The sequence below is a fragment of the Bradyrhizobium sp. IC4059 genome, assembly GCF_020193615.1.
Classification (GTDB): Bacteria; Pseudomonadota; Alphaproteobacteria; order Rhizobiales; family Xanthobacteraceae; genus Bradyrhizobium; species Bradyrhizobium yuanmingense.
The window spans coordinates 32,579-49,201 of sequence record NZ_JADYVH010000004.1 but is presented as its reverse complement, the minus strand read 5'-3'; the positions used below and the strand labels follow the sequence as shown (position 1 = coordinate 49,201).

Here is a 16,623-nt window from a genome sequence, read left to right as displayed (position 1 = left end):
GCCATGGAACACCCGAAGTACAAGATCGCCCTCATCGTCGGTGCCGGCGAAGGCCTCAGCGCATCGCTGGCGCGCCTGCTAGCGGCGCAGGGCATCCGCATCGCGCTCGCCGCACGCAAGATCGAGAAGCTTGGCGCGCTCTGCACCGAGACCGGGGCCAAGGCCTATGCCTGCAACGCCACCGAGCCCGACGAGGTGGAGCGGCTGTTCGGTCTGGTCGAGCGCGAGATCGGCACGCCCGACCTCGTCGTCTACAACGCCTCCGGCCGCACGCGCGGGCCGTTCGTCGATCTCGTGCCGGCCGACGTCGCGCAGGCGATTGCGGTCAGCGCCTATGGCGGCTTCCTGGTGGCGCAGCAGGCCGCCAAGCGCATGCTGCCGAACCAGCACGGCGCGATCCTGTTCACCGGCGCCTCCGCCAGCGTCAAGGGCTATGCGCAGTCCGCTCCCTTCGCCATGGGCAAGTTCGCGCTGCGGGGCCTTGCCCAGAGCATGGCGCGCGAACTCTCGCCGCAGGGCATCCATGTCGCGCATTTCGTCATCGACGGCGGCATCAGGAGCGCCGCGCGGACGGATCCGGCGGACAAGCCGGACTCGATGCTCGATCCCGACGCAATCGCACAGAGCTATTGGAACGTGCTGCAGCAGCCGCGCAGCGCCTGGAGCTGGGAGCTGGAGCTGCGGCCCTGGGTGGAGAGGTTTTGAGGGCAAGCTGACAACAATACCCGTCATTGCGAGGAGCGAAGCGACGAAGCAATCCAGACTGTCTCCGCCGAAAGATTCTGGATTGCTTCGCTTCGCTCGCAATGACGAAGGAAGGGAGAAACCATGACCACGGAAACCACCATCGATACCGGCACCAATGAGCTCCTCTGCACGATCCGCGACCGCGTCGCTGTGATCACGCTGAACCGGCCGGAGGCGCGCAATTCGCTGTCGGACGCGCTGACGCCGGCGCTGCGCACGATGATCCGGAGCTGCGGCGAGGATCCCGATGTCGGCGCACTGCTGCTGACCGGCGCGGGCGAAGCTTTCTGCGCCGGCGGCAACGTCAAGGGCATGGGTGCGCATCGCGACAAGGCCAAGCTCGACATGTCCTTTGACGACAAGGTCGCCGACCTGCAGGAGCGGCAGCGGCTGCTCACCGGCGCGCTGGTGTCTGTGCGCAAGCCGACGATCGCTGCGCTGCCCGGCCCCGCAGTCGGCGCCGGGCTCGCCATCGCCATGGCCTGCGACATCCGCATCGCCGCGCAATCCGCCTTCGTTGCCACCGGCTATGCCCGCATCGCGCTGTCCGGCGACTACGGCATTGCCTGGCTGCTCACCCGCCTCGTCGGCACCGCGCGGGCGCGCGAATTGATGTTCACCGGCGAGCGCGTCGATGCCGCGCGCGCCGAGGCGATCGGCCTCGTCAACCGCGTCGTGCCCGACGACAAATTGCAGACCGAGGCCTTCGCACTGGCCAAATCGCTCGCCGAAGGCCCGCGCCTCGCGCTCCGCTACATGAAGGACAATCTCGACGAGGCCCTGCTGTTCGACTTCGAAACCGCGCGCGACCACGAAGCCGAGCGGCTGGTCCGCCTCACCACGACCGCCGACCACAAGGAGGCCGTGCAGGCCTTCATCGACAAGCGCAAGGCGGTGTTCACGGGGAAGTAGCTCCGACACAAGCGCCGTCATTCCGGGGCGATGCGCAGCATCGAACCCGGAATCCATTGGGCCGCAAAACGCGCGGTGAAATGGATTCCGGGTTCGCGCTACGCGCGCCCCGGAATGACGAGGGGAGATAGAGCGAAAAAAAAGCCCGGCTCTGGCTTGGCCAGGCCGGGCTGCAGTCATGTCAGGCCGAGGCTGAGGGGCTGTCGGCCTGACGGGAAAGGGCGGCGAGGCGCCAGCTCGCGCAGGGAATGTCTTTCGGTTCGACGCTGATCTCCTTGTCGAAGCGCACCAGCTTCCAGTCATCAGGGTGGTTGACGAACGTGAAGCCGGATTTGCGCGCGAGCGAGACCATCGCCTCGTTGGCGCGCAGCGTGTCGCCGAACATGTGCTCGGCGCCAAGCGCGGCGGCGCGGCATTCGAGGTTCTTCATCAGCGCGGTGGCGATGCCGTGGCCCTGCCAGCGGTCATCGACCGAGAGGCCGAACTCGAGCGTCGCGGTTTCGGCATGGAAGGCATAGCGCGCTTCGGCGACGATGGTCTCGAAGCCGTCGACCACCATGGTCGCCACGATGGTGAAGCGATCGCGCTCGCCGACCTCTAGGAAATCGTGCAGCAGGCCGTTGGGCAATTCGCTGACCGCGCCGAAGAAGCGGTTGTAGCGGGAGCGGGTCGAGAGCGAGCGGAAATAGTGCTGCAGCTCATCGGTGTCGCGCGGCTCGACGAAGCGGACATTGAGCCGCTCACCGTGCCTTGTGCGCAGCACGTCCGAATATTGCTTGAGGTCTTCGAGGCGAAGCGAGCTCATGACACATGCCCAGCGGAAAAGGGGACCGCCGGCGCCCCTGTGCTCAGGCGGCGCCGGCCTGGCGGCCTGTCAGGCCCGCCAGAAGGGTTTGTCGGCCTCGTAGGCAATGTCGGACCAGGACAGCCCGACGTCCTGGAGATCGCGGGCGGTCCAGTGGGTCAGCTCGCGCCGGGTCCGGTAGCGCTCGTGCCAGACGTGGAGGACCTCGCCGATCTGGTAGAGGACGCCCTGTGCATGATGATTTGTCATCGAATTGTCGGTCAATGTAGACATTTTCAGCTCCTGGAGCTAAGTTGACCGCTAATATCTGCCTTCTGCTGCGCCGCGACAAACGACAATTTGTACCTTTTCGCATGAAATAACGTCATGCATCCCGCTGCCAAATGACTGCCAGATTGCCCTCCCTGAACGGATTGCGGGCGTTCGAGGCCGCCGCGCGCCATCTCAGCTTCACGCTCGCAGCCAGCGAGCTGAACGTGACCCAGACCGCGATCAGCCATCAGATCCGCAGGCTGGAGGAGGAGCTCGGCATCCGCCTGTTCATCCGGCAGAACCGCGCGCTGGCGCTGACGCCGGAGGCGCGCGACTATTTGCCGGGCGTCCGCGCCGCCTTCAACGATTTGCGCCTCGCCACGGACCGGCTCCTGCGCAAGGACGACGACAAGGTGCTGACAGTGTCGACGCTGGCCTCGCTCGCCGCCAAATGGCTGCTGCCGCGGCTGACCGATTTCCAGGAGCAGCACCCCGGCATCGATGTGCGCATCACCACCTCGACCAGCCTCGTCGACTTCCAGCGCGACAATGTCGATGCCGCGATCCGCTATGGTCGCGGCCAATGGCCGGGCCTGCGCGCCGACTGGCTGATGGCGGACGAGCTGTTTCCGGTGTGCAGCCCGTCGCTGCTGCGCGGCGACAAGCCGCTGCGCCGCCCCGAGGATCTGCGCAACCATCCGCTGCTGCACACGTCGAGCACCAACAGCGACGACTGGCGGCTGTGGCTGACCGCGGCGGGCCTGCCGGCCGATATCGCAAGGCACCCCGGCATCACCTTCGACATGATCTTCATGACCATCCAGGCGGCGATCGACGGCATCGGCGTCGCGATGGGACGGACCTCCTACGTGCAGGACGACATCGCCAAAGGTCGGCTCGTGGTCCCCTTCAAGATCGCGCTGCCGGCGGACGCCGGCTTCTACCTGGTCGCGCCGGAGGGCCGTCGTGAGGCGCCAAAGCTGGCTGCGTTCCGGCAATGGGTGCTCGCGGCGGCGCAGAATAAGGCGTGAAAATGGTTCCTCTTCGCGCGCTGCGGCGCCGGTTGCGGGGCATTGACCGCCTGTCTTCACCTCTCCCCGCTTGCGGGGAGAGGTCGAATTCGATCGCAGATCGAATTCGGGTGAGGGGGTACAGGTATCTCGACGACCGCTCGTGTTGAGAGAGGCCCCTCACCCCAACCCTCTCCCCGTAAGAACGGGGCGAGGGAGCGCACCGCCGGTGCGGCTTAGATTTCGACCACCACGTAGTCGCTCTCGACTTTCACCGGGATGGTCTCGGCGACATACGGCCCCTTCACCACGCTGGCGCCCGGCTCGACATGGGCGGGATAGGCCTTCACGCGGAAACGGCGGGGGTCGCAATAGGATTGGCCGGTGCGGATGTCGAACTCCCAGCCGTGCCAGGGGCAGCGGATGATCTCACCTAACTTGGTGTATTCGATCTCGCCGGGATTGCTCGACTGTGCGAGACCGATCAGCGGGCCCTCACACAGCGCCGCACCCTGATGCGGGCAGCGGTTCATCAGGCCGAAATATTCGCCCTTGATGTTGAAGACTGCGATCGGCCGCCCGTCGATCTCGAGGCATTTTCGCGTGCCGGGCGGAAGCTCGTCGACCGCGGCAATCACATGCCGCGCCATGCTATGTTTTCCGCATGATCTGACCGAAAAACCGCTTCACACTTTTTCGGATCATGCGGCTATCCCGTACAGCTTCTTTGCGTTGCCGAGATAGAACGCCTCGCGATTGTCCTCGCTGACTCCCGCCGGCAGCACGCGCGACGGCTCGTCATAGTCCCAATGCGGATAATCGGTGGCGAACAAGAGACGATCCCAGCCGATCCATTTGATGACATCGAACAGATCCTCGCGCCTTTCAGGATCTTCCATCGGCTGCGTCGTCCACCACACCTGCTCGCGGATATATTCCGACGGCGGCCGTTTTACATGCGGCACCTCGCTCCTGAGCCGCTGCCAGGCCTTGTCCAGCCGCCACGCCAGTGACGGCGCCCAGCCGAAGCCGGCCTCGATCATCACCATCTTCAATTTCGGGAAGCGCTCGAACACGCCCTCCAAAACCAGGCTCGCAAGCGCCGATTGCTGGCACTGCGAATGCCCGACCATCTCCTCGATGTAATAGGACGGCCAGCCTGAGGGTGTGATCGGATTGCCGCCGAAGCCGAAGGCGTGGACGCCGACGGGAAGGCCGGCCTCTTCCGCAGCCTGATAGATCGGCCAATAGCGGCGCTGGCCGAGCGGCTCGACATTGCGGCTGAGCAGCAGCACCTGCACGAAGTTCTTGTCCCCGGCGCGCTCGCGGATCTCGGCGGCGGCCGATAGCCCGTCCTCATTGCCGACCACGATCGAGGCCTTCAACCGCTTATCCTTGCTGGTCCATTTGTCGATCTGCCAATCGTTGATCGCCGAGCACAGAGCGGCTGAGAGCTCGTGATTGCGGATGCCCTGCCCGGTGTTGAGTGGATTGAGCACGCCCAGCTGCACGTTGTTGGGATCGAGCAATTGCTTCTGCATGAAGGCGAGCGAGGAGCCCTGCGGGCCGCCTTCCGGCGGATAGGCATCGCGGCGCGAGGCGTTGGGCTGGGCCTTCGGATAGGGCGGGCCTTCCATCATGCCCTGATAGGCATGGACGCCGTAGACTTCGAGGTGATGCTGCCAGCGTTTGGCGAGGTAGGGGTAGAGCTCGGTGTGGGTCGTGCGCGCCGGATGGATGTCGCAGTCCGCGATTGCGGTTTTGACGTTCAGTGGGGAAGCGGCTTCTTGGTTCTCGCGGAACTGGATATTCATCGCCTTGCCTCCTTTGGCAGCGGGCTCATTTCAGGCGGGGATAGGTTGCATGCGGATTGTCGATCATGATCTTGCGCACGAGATCGGGGGACAGACCTTCGGGCAGCGCGTCCTGGCCGTCGAACTGCCAGTGCGGATAGTCCGTGGAGAATAGGACCAATTCGTCGGACTGCATATGATCAAACAGGCGAATTAATGTCTGAGGTTCCGGCGGCGCATCAAATGGCTGTAACGAGAAACGGATGTTGCTGCGCACAATCTCCAGCGGCGCGCGATCGACCCACGGCGTCTCCATCCGTACCCCGCGCCAGAACTTGTGCAGGCGCCACAGATAGGGCGCGATCCAGGACACGCCGGACTCCAGCATCACCATTTTCAGCCGCGGATATTTGGCGAACACGCCCTCCACGATCAGGCTGGTGAGCTGGGTCTGGAACGCCTGGGCCTGCCCAACATAATCCTCGATGTGATAGGACCCCCAACCCACGGCGGTCGGCGGATTGTGATAGGCGGAACCGGCGTGGATGCCTACCGGGAGTTCCAGACGTTCCGCGGCCTCGTAGATCGGCCACAGCGCGCGCTTGCCGAGCGGCGTATCGCCCATCACCAGCATCAGCACCTGCACGAAGCGCTTGTCCGGTGCACAGCGCTCGATCTCGGCAACCGCTTTCTCGACGCTTTGCGTGGGGATCACGATCGAGCCGCGCAGCCGCGAGTCGCGATCGAGCCATTCCTTCGCCAGCCAATCATTCAGCGCGCGGCAGAAGGCGGCCTGCATGTCTTCCGAAAACACCATCTGCACGCCGTAGAGCGGATTGCAGATGGCGTATTCGAGCTTGAAAGCATCGAGCACGTGACGCTGCATGTCCGCCAGACTCTCACCGGGCTTGCCGGTCTCGGGGCGCCAGTCCGGCCGCGCGGTAATCGGCGAGTTCTGCGGATAGGATTGCGAGATAAGGTCGACCATGCCGCGCGTCGTGACCTGATCGCGCCAATAATCGTTCAGGTACGGCAGCAGGCTGGTCAGATGCGGCACGGCCGGATGCACGTCGCAGTCGATGCCGCCGGCGATCAGGGACGCCATCACGTCTCCCTTCTCACGTTTCCTCGCATGTCTCTTCTTGTCCCCGCCATTCAAGCAGGCCTGCCCGCCGCCCGCAACTCGGCCAAGCGTCCTGTCATATGCTAGGAAGGCTGAGCTCGGTTGCGAAGGAATGAGGGGTTACGACATGAAAGAGCTCGTCGGCATTGCGGAACAGGTCGCCGCCAAACTGATCGCGCGCAAACAGACCATTGCGGTTGCCGAATCCTCCGCCGGCGGTCTGATCGCGGCCAGCCTGCTCGCGGTGCCCGGCGCATCCGCCTATTTCCTCGGCGGCGCGGTGGTCTATACGCGCGATGCCAGGCGCGTGCTGATGGATATTTCGGACGAAGGAATGAAGGGCTTTCGGTCGTCGTCGGAGCCCTACGCGCAATTGCTGGCCGAGCAGATGCGAACGCGCTTCGACAGCGACTGGGGCCTGTCCGAGACCGGCGCCGCCGGCCCCACCGGCAACCGCTACGGCGATTCGGCGGGCCATAGCTGCATGGCGGTTGCAGGGCCCGCCATGGAGGTGATGACGCTGGAGACGGGGAGCAATGACCGGTTCGGCAACATGCAGATGTTCGCAGCGGCGGCGCTGCGGTTGCTGCTGAGGAAGCTGGAGGGGTGAGAAAGAGGAGCGACAGCTACCGTCCTAAATGCCGCATGAAAATCCGCACCACATAGCCCTGAAACCGCGGTGCCTCGTCGTAGAGATCCGACGCGATCCGCTCGATGGTCTCGCGCAGCGACAGGAACTGCGCCTGACGTGCGCTGCTTTCGGTGCCCTGCATGCCCGCGAGCTCGTCCATCGCGGCGTCGCTGATCTGGCACTGCACGACCTCGCCGTCGTTCAACATGGTGAAGCGAAAGGCCAGCCGTTCCAGATCATGGCCAATGATCTTGTGGCGCATGAGCGGCATCAAGTCGTCCCGGTCGAGCCCCGCGTCGGACAATGCTGAAAATCGCTCCGCTTGTCAGCAGCAAAGTGCGGCTTCGGCCCTACTGGAACGCCACTTCGGCAAAGCTGCGGAGCTTGCGCGAATGCAGCCGTTCCGATTCCTGCTGCTTGAGCCGCTCCAGCGCCTTCAGGCCGATCTCGAGGTGCTGGCCGACGCGGCGGCGGTAGAACTCGCTGGCCATGCCCGCGAGCTTGATCTCGCCATGCAGCGGCTTGTCGGAGACACACAGCAGCGTGCCGTAGGGAACGCGGAAGCGGTAGCCATTGGCGGCGATGGCGGCCGATTCCATGTCGAGCGCGACCGCGCGCGATTGCGACAGCCGGCGGATCACCTCAGGCCCGGAAATTTCCCAGTTGCGGTTGTCGACGCTCGCGACCGTGCCGGTGCGCATCAGGCGCTTGAGCTCGAAGCCTTCGAGCCCGGTGACGTCCTCGACCGCCTCCTCGAGCGCGACCTGCATCTCGGCCAGCGCCGGGATCGGCACCCACAGCGGCAGCTCGCGATCGAGCACGTGATCCTCGCGCACATAGCCGTGCGCGAGCACGTAATCGCCGAGCCGCTGCGTGTTGCGCAGGCCGGCGCAATGGCCGAGCATCAGCCAGGCATGCGGCCGCAGCACCGCGACGTGGTCGGTGACGTTGCGTGCATTGGACGGACCGGTGCCGATGTTGATCAACGTGATGCCGCGATAGCCAGGTGCGACCAGATGGAAGGCCGGCATCTGCGGTGCGCGAGCTGGCGCGGTGCCGCTGATCGCGCCGCCGCTGTTCGTGATCACGTTGCCGGGCGCGACGAAAGCTTCGAGCCCGGCTTCGCCGGACTGCAGCCGCTGCTGGCACGCTTGCGCGAAGGCATCGACATAGAACTGGTAGTTGGTGAAGATCACGAAGTTCTGGAAATATTCGGGATCGGTGCCGGTGTAGTGATAAAGCCGGCGCAACGAGTAATCGACGCGGGCGGCGCGGAACAGGGACAGCGGCTCCGGCGCGCCCGGCTGGAGCTCGAAAGTGCCGTCGGCGATCGAATCGTCCATGGTCGCGAGAACGGGCACGTCGAACGCATCGCGCAGCGAGCGTGTCACGGGCGAATTCTCGCTGGTGGTGATCGCGGCTTCGATATTGATGTCGCGCCGATAGGCGAAGTGGATCGGGATCGGCTCGGCGGACTCGCCGATCTCGACGGGCACGCCGTGGTTCTGGATCAAGAGGCCGATCTGCTCGGTGAGATAGCTGCGGAACAGATCCGGCCGCGTCACGCTGGTTTCATGCACGCCGGGCCCGGCGACGAAGCCGTAAGCAAGGCGCGAATCCAGCCGCGCATGCGTCGCAGTGGTGATACGGACGAAGGGATAGTAGGCGCGAACCCGCATCGTGATCGCTTCGCCGCCGACATAGGCTTCAAACCGGTCGCGCAGGAATTTCGTGTTGCGCTCGTAGATTTCCTCGAGGCGGGCAACGGCGAGGGACGCGTCGGAGAAGGATGCGGTGGGGATGGAGGGAGGAGACTGCATGGTTCGACCGCCGGGTGATTGGGCCTGAGTCGAACTATAGCAAAGAAGGCGGTGTTGTAGGGTGGGTTAGCGCAGCGTAACCCACCACTTCCGCATCCTCGGTTAGAGAAGCGGTGGGTTACGGCTTCGCCTAACCCACCCTACGAGACCACGACGCGCTGTCGCGCATCACTTCTCGCGGAACGCGCGCATCAGCTGGTCGTGAAGCGGCTTCATCAGATAGGACAGCATGGTGCGGTCGCCGGTCTGGACGAAGGCTTCCACCGGCATGCCGGGGATCATCTTGACGTCGCCGAGCCTGGCGATCTCTTCCGGCGGCATCGAGACGCGGATGGTGTAGTAGCCTTGGCCGGTGCGCTGGTCGGTGGTGACGTCGGGCGAGACGCGGCTGACGACACCGTTGAGCTCGGGCGTGGTGCGCTGGTTGAACGCGGACAGGCGCAGCAGCGTCTTCTGGCCGATCTGGAGCTTGTCGATGTCGACCGGATTCACCTTGGCCTCGACCTGGAGATCGTCGGTCTGCGGCACGATCAGCATCAAGGTATCGCCGGCGGTGACGACGCCGCCGATCGTGTGCACTGTCGATTGCAGCACCATGCCGTCCTGCGGCGCGCGGATGTCGACGCGGCGGAGCTGGTCTTCGGCCGCGACCTTGCGCTCGATCAGCTCGCCGATCTTGTCGTTGGTTTCGCGCAGGTCCTTGGAGACCTCGCTGACCACGTCCTTGTCGATCTGGATGATCTGGAGCTCGGTCTCGGTGATCTTGCCCTTGGCCTGGGCGCGTGCGGCGATGTACTGCGCGCGCTCGCCGTTGAGGCGGGCCGAGTCGCGCTCGAGCTGGGTTAGGCGCGAGATCTGCACCAGACGCTTCTCGTAGAGCTCGCGCACGCCGGTGAGCTCGTTCAGCACCAGCGCGATCTCCTGGTCCTTGGCCTTTTCCTGGGCGCTGAGACCGGCGATCTCCTCGTTGAGCTGCGTGATGCGCTCGCGCAGCTGCGCCTTCTGTCCAGTGCGGCCGTTGACGCGGACCTCGAACAGCTTGGTCTCGGCCGCAAGCAGCGCCTTGACGTCGGGATCGCCCTCCCGCTCGATGAGGCTTTGCGGGAACTCGATTCGGTCGAGGCCACGCTGCTCGGCCTGCAATCGCGCCGCACGCACCTGCGCCGCATCGAGGTTCTTGGTGACGATGGCAAGATTGGCCTTGGTGACGGTGTCGTCGAGCCGCACCACGATGTCGCCGGACTTGACCAGGTCGCCGTCGCGGGCGCGCACCTCGCCGACCACGCCGCCGGTCGGATGCTGCACCTTCTTGACGTTGGATTCGACCACGATCTGGCCCGGCGCAATCAGCGCGCCCGAGATCAGGACGGTCGAGGCCCAGCCGCCGAGGCCGACGACCAGGACCAGCACGATCACAAGGCCGAGCATCAGGTGGAACCTGATGGAGTCGCGGACGGTCTTCGCGGCCGCCTTGGTGCCGCCGATGGCCAACGTGCTCATGGCTTCGTGCTCATGGTTTGGCCACTCCGCCTTCGCTGACGATCTTGATCGGCGCCGGCGGCGTCACGCGCGGCTGCAGCACCTGGGCGAGCACCTGCTCCTTCGGCCCAAAGGCCTGCATGCGACCGTCGCGCAGCACCAGGATCTGGTCGACCGCCTCGACGCCGATCGGGCGGTGCGCCACCACGACGACGATGGCACCGCGCTCGCGCGCCGAGCGGACGGCGCGGGTCAGCGCCTCGTCGCCTTCGGTGTCGAGATTGGAATTGGGCTCGTCGAGCACGATCAGGAAGGGGTTGCCGTAGAGCGCGCGCGCCAGCGCCACGCGCTGGGCCTGACCTGCGGAAAGCGCGGCGCCCTGCTCGCCGACTTGGGTGTTGTAGCCCTCGCGCATCTTGATGATCATCTCGTGCACGCCGGCCTCCTTGGCCGCGGCGATGATCGCCTCGGAGGTGGCCTCGGGATCGAACCGGCTGATGTTCTGCGCGATGGTGCCGCCGAACAATTCGACGTCCTGCGGCAGATAGCCGATATGGCGGCCGAGCGCGTCGCTCGTCCATTGATCGAGCGCCGCGCCGTCGAGCCGCACCTTGCCGCGCACCGGCTGCCAGACCCCGACCAGCGCGCGGATCAGCGACGACTTGCCGGAACCGCTCGGGCCGATCACGCCAAGGCCGTTGCCGGCGGCGAGCGCGAAGGTGACATCCTGCACCACGAGACGCTGATCGCCGGGCGGCACCATGGCGACGGCTTCGACCGAGAGCCGGCTGGTCGGCGCCTGCAACTGGGTCGGCATCGCCTGCGCCGGCATCTGCTCCAACAGGCGCGTCAGACGCTGCCAGCTCTGGCGCGCCGCGACGAAGGATTTCCAATGCGCGATGGCGAGATCGACCGGCGCGAGCGCGCGGGCGGACAGGATCGAGCCGGCGATGATGATGCCGGCCGTCGCCTCCTGGTGGATGACGAGATAGGCGCCGACCGCGAGCACGGCCGATTGCAGCATCATCCGCAGCACCTTTGCGACCGCGCCGAGACCACCGGCGACGTCGCTCGCCCGCTGATTGCCGGCGAGGTATTTTTCGTTGGCCTCGCTCCAGCGCTGGTTCATCCGGCCGGCCATCCCCATCGACACCATCACTTCGGCGTTGCGGCGGCTGGCCTGGGCGAGATCGTTGCGCTGGGCGGCGAGGCCCATCGCTTCCTTCGCCGGCTGGCGGGACATGAACTCGGTGACCAGCGTCAGCCCGACCAGGATGATGGCGCCGACCAGCGCGGTGACGCCGATCAGGACATGGAAGGCGAAGCAGATGGCGAGATAGAGCGGCAGCCAGGGCAGGTCGAAGAATGCGCTGGGGCCCATGCTGCCGAGGAAGGAGCGGACATTGTCGAGATCGCGCAGCGGCTGCAGGCCCTCGTTGCGGCTGCCGACCAGCAGCGGCAGGCGCACGATGGTGTCGAACACGCGCTTGTTGAGGGCCTCGTCGAGCGCGGTGCCGATCCGCCCCAGGATGCGGTTGCGGATCATGTCCAGCACGCCCTGCGCCATGTAGAGGAAGCTGGCGAGGATGATCAGGCCGACCAGGGTGGGGATGCTGCGGCTCGGCAGCACCCGGTCATAGACCTCCAGCATGAAGATCGACCCGGTCAGATAGAGCAGGTTGATCATGCAGCTCATCAGGCCGACGCCGATGAAGGCCGTGCGACAAGCGCGCAAGGCGTCACCGAGCTCCGAACGGCGGACGCCAGGGATGGCTGCCATCAGTCTGATCTCTTTCGGCTAACGGGCAAAGCCCTGATTTCAAAGGCGATTCAAGGAGTACTCGCCTTGGATTAACATCTGTTTTCCGGCCGTCCGACGCGGTCGAATTTAATCCGAGGCCTCATGGGCCACATCTACCCCCGATAGCCTTCCGCGCAAGTCCGGAATTCCACAGGCTTGCGGCTTTTTCTTGCAGGCTTTCAGCCGCTTCCGCGAAAAGCGCGGCTCAAGTTCCGCTCAGCCGAATGCAGAGGCTAGAGCCGGCCCCCGCCGCGCACAAGGCGTACCACCAGCAGCAGGATGACCGCGCCGATGGCAGAATAGACAATTTGGGAGATCAAGCCGCTGCCGAGGCGGATGCCGAGCTTTGGAAACAGCAGGCTCGCCACCAGCGCACCGCAGATGCCGATCACGATGTCGCCGATAAGGCCGAACCCGGCGCCCCGCACGATCTTGCCGGCGAGCCAACCGGCGACGAGACCGACGAACAGGATGACGAGAAGGCCTTCGTTGGAAATGTACATCCGTGAGGTCCCTCTCCGTGAAAGGCGCCATGGAACGGGAACCGGAATGAACGGGGTGTGAATGCTGGAAAGGCTCGCACAGCCCGGTTCAACTCATCCGAACTATGACAGCACGGTGGCCGGCTCCGCCAGAACGCATCTGGCGGCCCGACCCGGCCCGACCGCGACATTCCCGGGCAATTGCTCCAGGCAGCGCGGCTCGGCGAGCTTGCAGCGGGGAGCGAAGGAGCAATTGTGCGGCTTCTCGGCCAGCGACGGCGGCGTGCCGGGGATGGTCTCCAGCCGCTGTCCGCGCTTGGCGCCGTGGATGGTGGAGGCGAGCAGGCCCTTGGCATAGGGATGCACCGGCGAGCGGACGATGTCGCGCAAGGTGCCCTGCTCCACGATCTGGCCCGCATACATCACCGCGACGCGGTCGCAGATCTCGATGGCGACGCCGATGTCGTGGGTGACGAAGATGACGGACATGCCGAACTCGCGCTGCAGCTCCCGCAGCAAGAGCAGAATCTGGATCTGCACGGTGGCATCGAGCGCCGTCGTCGGTTCGTCCGCCAGCAGGATTTTTGGCCGGCAGGCCAGCGCCAGCGCAATCATCGCGCGCTGGCGCATGCCGCCGGACATTTCGTGCGGATAGGCATCCAGCCGGCGCTTGGCCGAGGGAATGCGCACGACCTCGAGCATCTCCAGCGCCCGTGCGCGCCCTTCTGCAAAGCTCTTGCCTTCGTGGCGCACCACGCTTTCGGCGATCTGCGCGCCGATCGTGTAGACCGGATCGAGCGCAAGCGCCGGCTCCTGGAAGATCATCGAGACGGTCTGGCCGCGGAACGACGACAGCTGCTCGTCGTTCATGGCCAGCACGTCCTGTCCCATGACGTTGACCGTCCCCGAAATCTGCGTGCGCTTCTTCGGCAGCAGCCGCATCAAGGCACGCAGCGTCACGCTCTTGCCCGAACCGGATTCGCCGAGCAGGCCCAGCACCTCGCTATTGCCGAGCGAGAGACTGAGATCGTTCACGGCATAGACCGTGCGCTCGCCGGTGAAGCGGATGTTGAGGCCTGAGATCTCGACGAGGTTTCTCATGACGGCAGCTTCGGCAATCGGTCGTGATAGTCGGTGACGCGCTGGAACGCGGCGCCAATGGTCAGCAGGGTGGCTTCGTCGAAGGAGCGGCCGATCAGCTGCATGCCGACCGGCAGGCCGGTCGTGGTGAAGCCCGAAGGAATGGTCAGTGACGGCAAGCCCAGGAAATTCACCGGGCGGGTGAACAGCGTCAGCCGCTGCAACAGCGCCGGCGCGTTCGGGCCGCCGCCGACGTCGCTCTCCTCGATCGTCGGCGCCGGCACCGGGGACGCCGGCGCGATCACCGCATCGACGCCTGCCGTCGCGGCATTGTGGGCCGCGAGCGCCGACCCGCGCCAACGCATCGCTTCGAGATAGGTGATGGCGGGAACGGCGAGGCCGTTCTGAAGCCGCATCAAGACCTGCGGGCCATAGTCCTGCGGACGCTCGATCATCCAGCGCTTGTGGAAGGCGGCAGCTTCCGCGGCGAGCACGAGCTGGCTGGCCGAGGACAATTGCCGCTGGTCCGGCAGCTCGACCTTGACGATGTCGGCGCCCTCGCGCTTGAGCACCGCGATGGTCTCGTCCAGCACGCGCGCGACCTCGCTGTCGAGATCATCGACATAGAATGAGGCGGGCACGCCGATCTTGAGACCCCTCAGCGAAGCCTTGGTGGCTGCGACGTAGTCCGCGAGCGGCTCGTGGCTGCAGGTCGAATCGGCGGGATCGGGCCCGGCCATCAGCGCCAGCAAGAGCGCGCAATCCTCGGCGGTGCGGGCCAGCGGGCCGACGGTGTCGAGCGATTGCGACAGCGGCATTGCGCCGGCGCGGCTGACGCGGCCCACCGTGGTCTTGAGTCCCGTGACGCCACAGAAATGCGCGGGCATGCGGATCGAGCCGCCGGTGTCGGAGCCAAGCGCCGCATAGGTCAGGCGCGCGGCCACCGCCGAGCCGGAGCCGGATGAGGAGCCGCCGGTGATATGGGCGACGTTCCAGGGATTGCGCACCGGACCGTAATGAGCGTTGTGCCCGGTCGGGCCATAGGCGAACTCGGCGAGATGCAGCGTGCCGAGCCGGACCTGGCCGGCGTCCTTGAGCCGCTGCAAGGCGGTGGACGTGACGTTCGGCACGAAGTCGCGGCGGATCAGCGAGCCGCAACTCGCGACGTGGCCGGCATCGTAATACATGTCCTTGTGCGCGAGCGGCACGCCATGCAGGGGACCGCGGACATTGCCCTTGGCGAGCTCGGCATCGGCGGCATCCGCCGCTTTCAATGCAGCCTCGGCCTCGATCGACATGAAGGCGTTGAGATGCGGCTGCCACTGCGCGATGCGCTGCAGCAGCGCCCGCGTCGCCTCGTGCGAGGACACCTGCTTCATCGCGATCGCGCGCGCGACCTCGGTGAGCGTCATCAGAGCGGGCTCACGGCTCATTTGGACACCTTCTGCGTCTGCGCGAGCACGTAAGTTGCGGGCTCCAGATCGAACGGCAGCGTGCCGGCGATCGCGGCGAAGCCTTCGAAGGCGGGGCCGATGGCATTGGAGATGCGGGTTGCGATCTCGTCGTCCACGGGGACGCCGGCGATATGCGCGGTCGGCTTGATCTCTTTCGGTGTCGGTCTCGTCATGCGGTTTCTCCCCTGGGGGCGCGGCTGTGGCCTGAACCCGGTATCGCCATGTAGCACGCGGCCTCGTGGCCCATATTATCCAGCGCAGTGAGCTTTGGTGTCGCATTTGCGCAGAGCGGCTCCGCAAACGGGCAACGGGTGTGGAAACGGCAGCCCGGCGGCGGATCGATCGGATTGGGCGGGTCGCCCGTGATCGGCGGCGTCTCGGTGCGCCTGTCGGGGTCCGAAGACGGCATCGCGGCGAGCAGCGCCCGGGTGTAGGGATGCGCCGGGCTGTCCCAGACCTGGTCGACTGGGCCGAGCTCGACGACCTCGCCGAGATACATCACCAGCACGCGGTCCGAGATGTAGCGCACCACGTTGAGGTCGTGGCTGATGAAGAGATAGGTCAGGCCGAATTCGCGCTTGAGATCGGCGAGCAGGTTGAGCACCTGCGCCTCGACGGATTTGTCGAGCGCCGAGACGGCTTCGTCCAGGATCACCAGGCGCGGCGACAGCGCCAGCGCCCGGGCGATGTTGACGCGCTGGCGCTGGCCACCGGAGATCTCGTGCGGATAGCGGTTGGCGAAGTTTTCCGGGCGCAGGCCGACCTTGCCGAGCAGCTCTCGCGCCAGGTTGCGCGCCGCGCCATCGGCCATGCCATGGACCTTTGGACCGAAGGCGACGGATTCCTCGATCGTCAGGCGCGGGTTGAGCGAGGCGTAGGAATCCTGGAACACCATCTGCATGCCGCGGCGCAGCTCGCGCAAGCTCAGCGACTGGCCGACGGTCATGCCGTCATAGATGATGTCGCCGTCATCGCGCGGCATCAGGTGCATCAGGAGCCGCGCGGTGGTGGACTTGCCGCAGCCGGACTCGCCGACGATGCCGACCGTCTCGCCCTTGGCGACGGAGAAGGAGACATTGTCGACGGCACGCACCGTGCGCTTGGCGGCGAACAGGCCGCCGCGCACCGGGAAATGCTTGGTCAGGCCGTTGACCTGCAGCAGCGGCTGCGCGAGCCCACCGCGATCCTCGACCGGCTCCAGCATTTCGACGGAGGTATTGGTTTCGCTCATGGC

18 protein-coding genes are annotated in these 16,623 nt (G+C 65.6%); 4 read left to right on the top strand and 14 right to left on the bottom strand.

The features are described from left to right. Positions 1-3: 3 nt before the first annotated feature. The gene (locus tag I6F12_RS13780) at positions 4-705 is read left to right on the top strand and encodes an SDR family oxidoreductase (protein ID WP_225140827.1); all 702 of its coding nucleotides are present in this window, start codon (positions 4-6) and stop codon (positions 703-705) included. A 123-nt stretch (positions 706-828) separates the two neighbouring features. After that, positions 829-1,659, top strand: coding sequence for an enoyl-CoA hydratase (locus tag I6F12_RS13775; RefSeq protein WP_225156620.1), 831 nt, complete (start codon positions 829-831; stop codon positions 1,657-1,659). 181 nt (positions 1,660-1,840) lie between these two features. Here I6F12_RS13775 and I6F12_RS13770 read toward each other — a convergent pair whose 3' ends face one another. Continuing rightward, positions 1,841-2,464, bottom strand: a complete 624-nt coding sequence (locus I6F12_RS13770; RefSeq protein WP_225156618.1) for a GNAT family N-acetyltransferase — start codon at positions 2,462-2,464, stop codon at positions 1,841-1,843. 69 nt (positions 2,465-2,533) lie between these two features. Then, positions 2,534-2,737: a DUF1127 domain-containing protein gene (locus tag I6F12_RS13765; protein ID WP_035997119.1), complete on the bottom strand. Its 204-nt coding sequence runs from the start codon at positions 2,735-2,737 to the stop codon at positions 2,534-2,536. Positions 2,738-2,847: 110 nt separating this feature from the next. On the opposite strand from I6F12_RS13765, the gene I6F12_RS13760 reads away from it, so the two are divergent. Next, positions 2,848-3,747, top strand: coding sequence for a transcriptional regulator GcvA (locus tag I6F12_RS13760; protein ID WP_225156616.1), 900 nt, complete (start codon positions 2,848-2,850; stop codon positions 3,745-3,747). A 215-nt stretch (positions 3,748-3,962) separates the two neighbouring features. Here I6F12_RS13760 and I6F12_RS13755 read toward each other — a convergent pair whose 3' ends face one another. The 3 genes from I6F12_RS13755 to I6F12_RS13745 are packed head-to-tail and all read right to left on the bottom strand — an operon-like array spanning position 3,963 to position 6,624. Then, positions 3,963-4,376 carry a Rieske (2Fe-2S) protein gene (locus I6F12_RS13755; protein WP_225156614.1) on the bottom strand — a complete coding sequence of 138 codons (414 nt, stop codon included), beginning with the start codon at positions 4,374-4,376 and terminating at the stop codon, positions 3,963-3,965. A gap of 51 nt (positions 4,377-4,427) precedes the next feature. Beyond that, positions 4,428-5,540, bottom strand: coding sequence for an amidohydrolase family protein (locus I6F12_RS13750; RefSeq protein ID WP_225111516.1), 1,113 nt, complete (start codon positions 5,538-5,540; stop codon positions 4,428-4,430). Between the two features lie 25 nt (positions 5,541-5,565). Further along, positions 5,566-6,624, bottom strand: a complete 1,059-nt coding sequence (locus I6F12_RS13745) for an amidohydrolase family protein (protein ID WP_225129046.1) — start codon at positions 6,622-6,624, stop codon at positions 5,566-5,568. A gap of 145 nt (positions 6,625-6,769) precedes the next feature. On the opposite strand from I6F12_RS13745, the gene I6F12_RS13740 reads away from it, so the two are divergent. Beyond that, positions 6,770-7,252, top strand: coding sequence for a CinA family protein (locus I6F12_RS13740; RefSeq protein WP_109142279.1), 483 nt, complete (start codon positions 6,770-6,772; stop codon positions 7,250-7,252). 16 nt (positions 7,253-7,268) lie between these two features. Here I6F12_RS13740 and I6F12_RS13735 read toward each other — a convergent pair whose 3' ends face one another. The 9 genes from I6F12_RS13735 to I6F12_RS13695 all read right to left on the bottom strand — a co-directional run bounded on the left by I6F12_RS13735 (position 7,269) and on the right by I6F12_RS13695 (position 16,620). Then, positions 7,269-7,577, bottom strand: coding sequence for a DUF1488 family protein (locus I6F12_RS13735; protein ID WP_225149371.1), 309 nt, complete (start codon positions 7,575-7,577; stop codon positions 7,269-7,271). Between the two features lie 46 nt (positions 7,578-7,623). Next, positions 7,624-9,093, bottom strand: a complete 1,470-nt coding sequence (locus I6F12_RS13730) for an AMP nucleosidase (protein ID WP_128266493.1) — start codon at positions 9,091-9,093, stop codon at positions 7,624-7,626. 168 nt (positions 9,094-9,261) lie between these two features. Next, positions 9,262-10,593, bottom strand: a complete 1,332-nt coding sequence (locus tag I6F12_RS13725; RefSeq protein WP_225156612.1) for an HlyD family type I secretion periplasmic adaptor subunit — start codon at positions 10,591-10,593, stop codon at positions 9,262-9,264. Positions 10,594-10,603: 10 nt separating this feature from the next. Then, positions 10,604-12,352 (bottom strand): type I secretion system permease/ATPase, encoded by a 1,749-nt coding sequence (locus I6F12_RS13720; protein WP_225156610.1) that lies wholly within the window; start codon positions 12,350-12,352, stop codon positions 10,604-10,606. Between the two features lie 254 nt (positions 12,353-12,606). Next, positions 12,607-12,876 carry a GlsB/YeaQ/YmgE family stress response membrane protein gene (locus I6F12_RS13715; RefSeq protein ID WP_109142276.1) on the bottom strand — a complete coding sequence of 90 codons (270 nt, stop codon included), beginning with the start codon at positions 12,874-12,876 and terminating at the stop codon, positions 12,607-12,609. A gap of 102 nt (positions 12,877-12,978) precedes the next feature. Further along, complete coding sequence (locus tag I6F12_RS13710) at positions 12,979-13,956, bottom strand: ABC transporter ATP-binding protein (RefSeq protein ID WP_035997077.1); 978 nt, start codon at positions 13,954-13,956, stop codon at positions 12,979-12,981. Then, the gene (locus tag I6F12_RS13705; RefSeq protein WP_225156608.1) at positions 13,953-15,368 is read right to left on the bottom strand and encodes an amidase; all 1,416 of its coding nucleotides are present in this window, start codon (positions 15,366-15,368) and stop codon (positions 13,953-13,955) included. The genes I6F12_RS13710 and I6F12_RS13705 overlap by 4 nt, the downstream gene beginning before the upstream one ends. After that, positions 15,365-15,562 carry a hypothetical protein gene (locus I6F12_RS13700; protein WP_225156606.1) on the bottom strand — a complete coding sequence of 66 codons (198 nt, stop codon included), beginning with the start codon at positions 15,560-15,562 and terminating at the stop codon, positions 15,365-15,367. Before I6F12_RS13700 ends, I6F12_RS13705 begins: the two co-directional genes overlap by 4 nt. After that, complete coding sequence (locus I6F12_RS13695) at positions 15,559-16,620, bottom strand: ABC transporter ATP-binding protein (protein WP_036020902.1); 1,062 nt, start codon at positions 16,618-16,620, stop codon at positions 15,559-15,561. Before I6F12_RS13695 ends, I6F12_RS13700 begins: the two co-directional genes overlap by 4 nt. Positions 16,621-16,623 lie beyond the last annotated feature (3 nt).

Excerpts from the sequence above, each read along its gene's own strand:
- I6F12_RS13780 (WP_225140827.1), top strand. The coding sequence starts at position 4 with ATGGAACACCCGAAGTACAAGATCGCCCTCATCGTCGGTGCCGGCGAA.
- I6F12_RS13775 (WP_225156620.1), top strand. The coding sequence starts at position 829 with ATGACCACGGAAACCACCATCGATACCGGCACCAATGAGCTCCTCTGC.
- I6F12_RS13770 (WP_225156618.1), bottom strand. The coding sequence starts at position 2,464 with ATGAGCTCGCTTCGCCTCGAAGACCTCAAGCAATATTCGGACGTGCTG.
- I6F12_RS13765 (WP_035997119.1), bottom strand. The coding sequence starts at position 2,737 with ATGTCTACATTGACCGACAATTCGATGACAAATCATCATGCACAGGGC.
- I6F12_RS13760 (WP_225156616.1), top strand. The coding sequence starts at position 2,848 with ATGACTGCCAGATTGCCCTCCCTGAACGGATTGCGGGCGTTCGAGGCC.
- I6F12_RS13755 (WP_225156614.1), bottom strand. The coding sequence starts at position 4,376 with ATGGCGCGGCATGTGATTGCCGCGGTCGACGAGCTTCCGCCCGGCACG.
- I6F12_RS13750 (WP_225111516.1), bottom strand. The coding sequence starts at position 5,540 with ATGAATATCCAGTTCCGCGAGAACCAAGAAGCCGCTTCCCCACTGAAC.
- I6F12_RS13745 (WP_225129046.1), bottom strand. The coding sequence starts at position 6,624 with ATGGCGTCCCTGATCGCCGGCGGCATCGACTGCGACGTGCATCCGGCC.
- I6F12_RS13740 (WP_109142279.1), top strand. The coding sequence starts at position 6,770 with ATGAAAGAGCTCGTCGGCATTGCGGAACAGGTCGCCGCCAAACTGATC.
- I6F12_RS13730 (WP_128266493.1), bottom strand. The coding sequence starts at position 9,093 with ATGCAGTCTCCTCCCTCCATCCCCACCGCATCCTTCTCCGACGCGTCC.
- I6F12_RS13725 (WP_225156612.1), bottom strand. The coding sequence starts at position 10,593 with ATGAGCACGTTGGCCATCGGCGGCACCAAGGCGGCCGCGAAGACCGTC.
- I6F12_RS13720 (WP_225156610.1), bottom strand. The coding sequence starts at position 12,352 with ATGGCAGCCATCCCTGGCGTCCGCCGTTCGGAGCTCGGTGACGCCTTG.
- I6F12_RS13715 (WP_109142276.1), bottom strand. The coding sequence starts at position 12,876 with ATGTACATTTCCAACGAAGGCCTTCTCGTCATCCTGTTCGTCGGTCTC.
- I6F12_RS13710 (WP_035997077.1), bottom strand. The coding sequence starts at position 13,956 with ATGAGAAACCTCGTCGAGATCTCAGGCCTCAACATCCGCTTCACCGGC.
- I6F12_RS13705 (WP_225156608.1), bottom strand. The coding sequence starts at position 15,368 with ATGAGCCGTGAGCCCGCTCTGATGACGCTCACCGAGGTCGCGCGCGCG.
- I6F12_RS13700 (WP_225156606.1), bottom strand. The coding sequence starts at position 15,562 with ATGACGAGACCGACACCGAAAGAGATCAAGCCGACCGCGCATATCGCC.
- I6F12_RS13695 (WP_036020902.1), bottom strand. The coding sequence starts at position 16,620 with ATGAGCGAAACCAATACCTCCGTCGAAATGCTGGAGCCGGTCGAGGAT.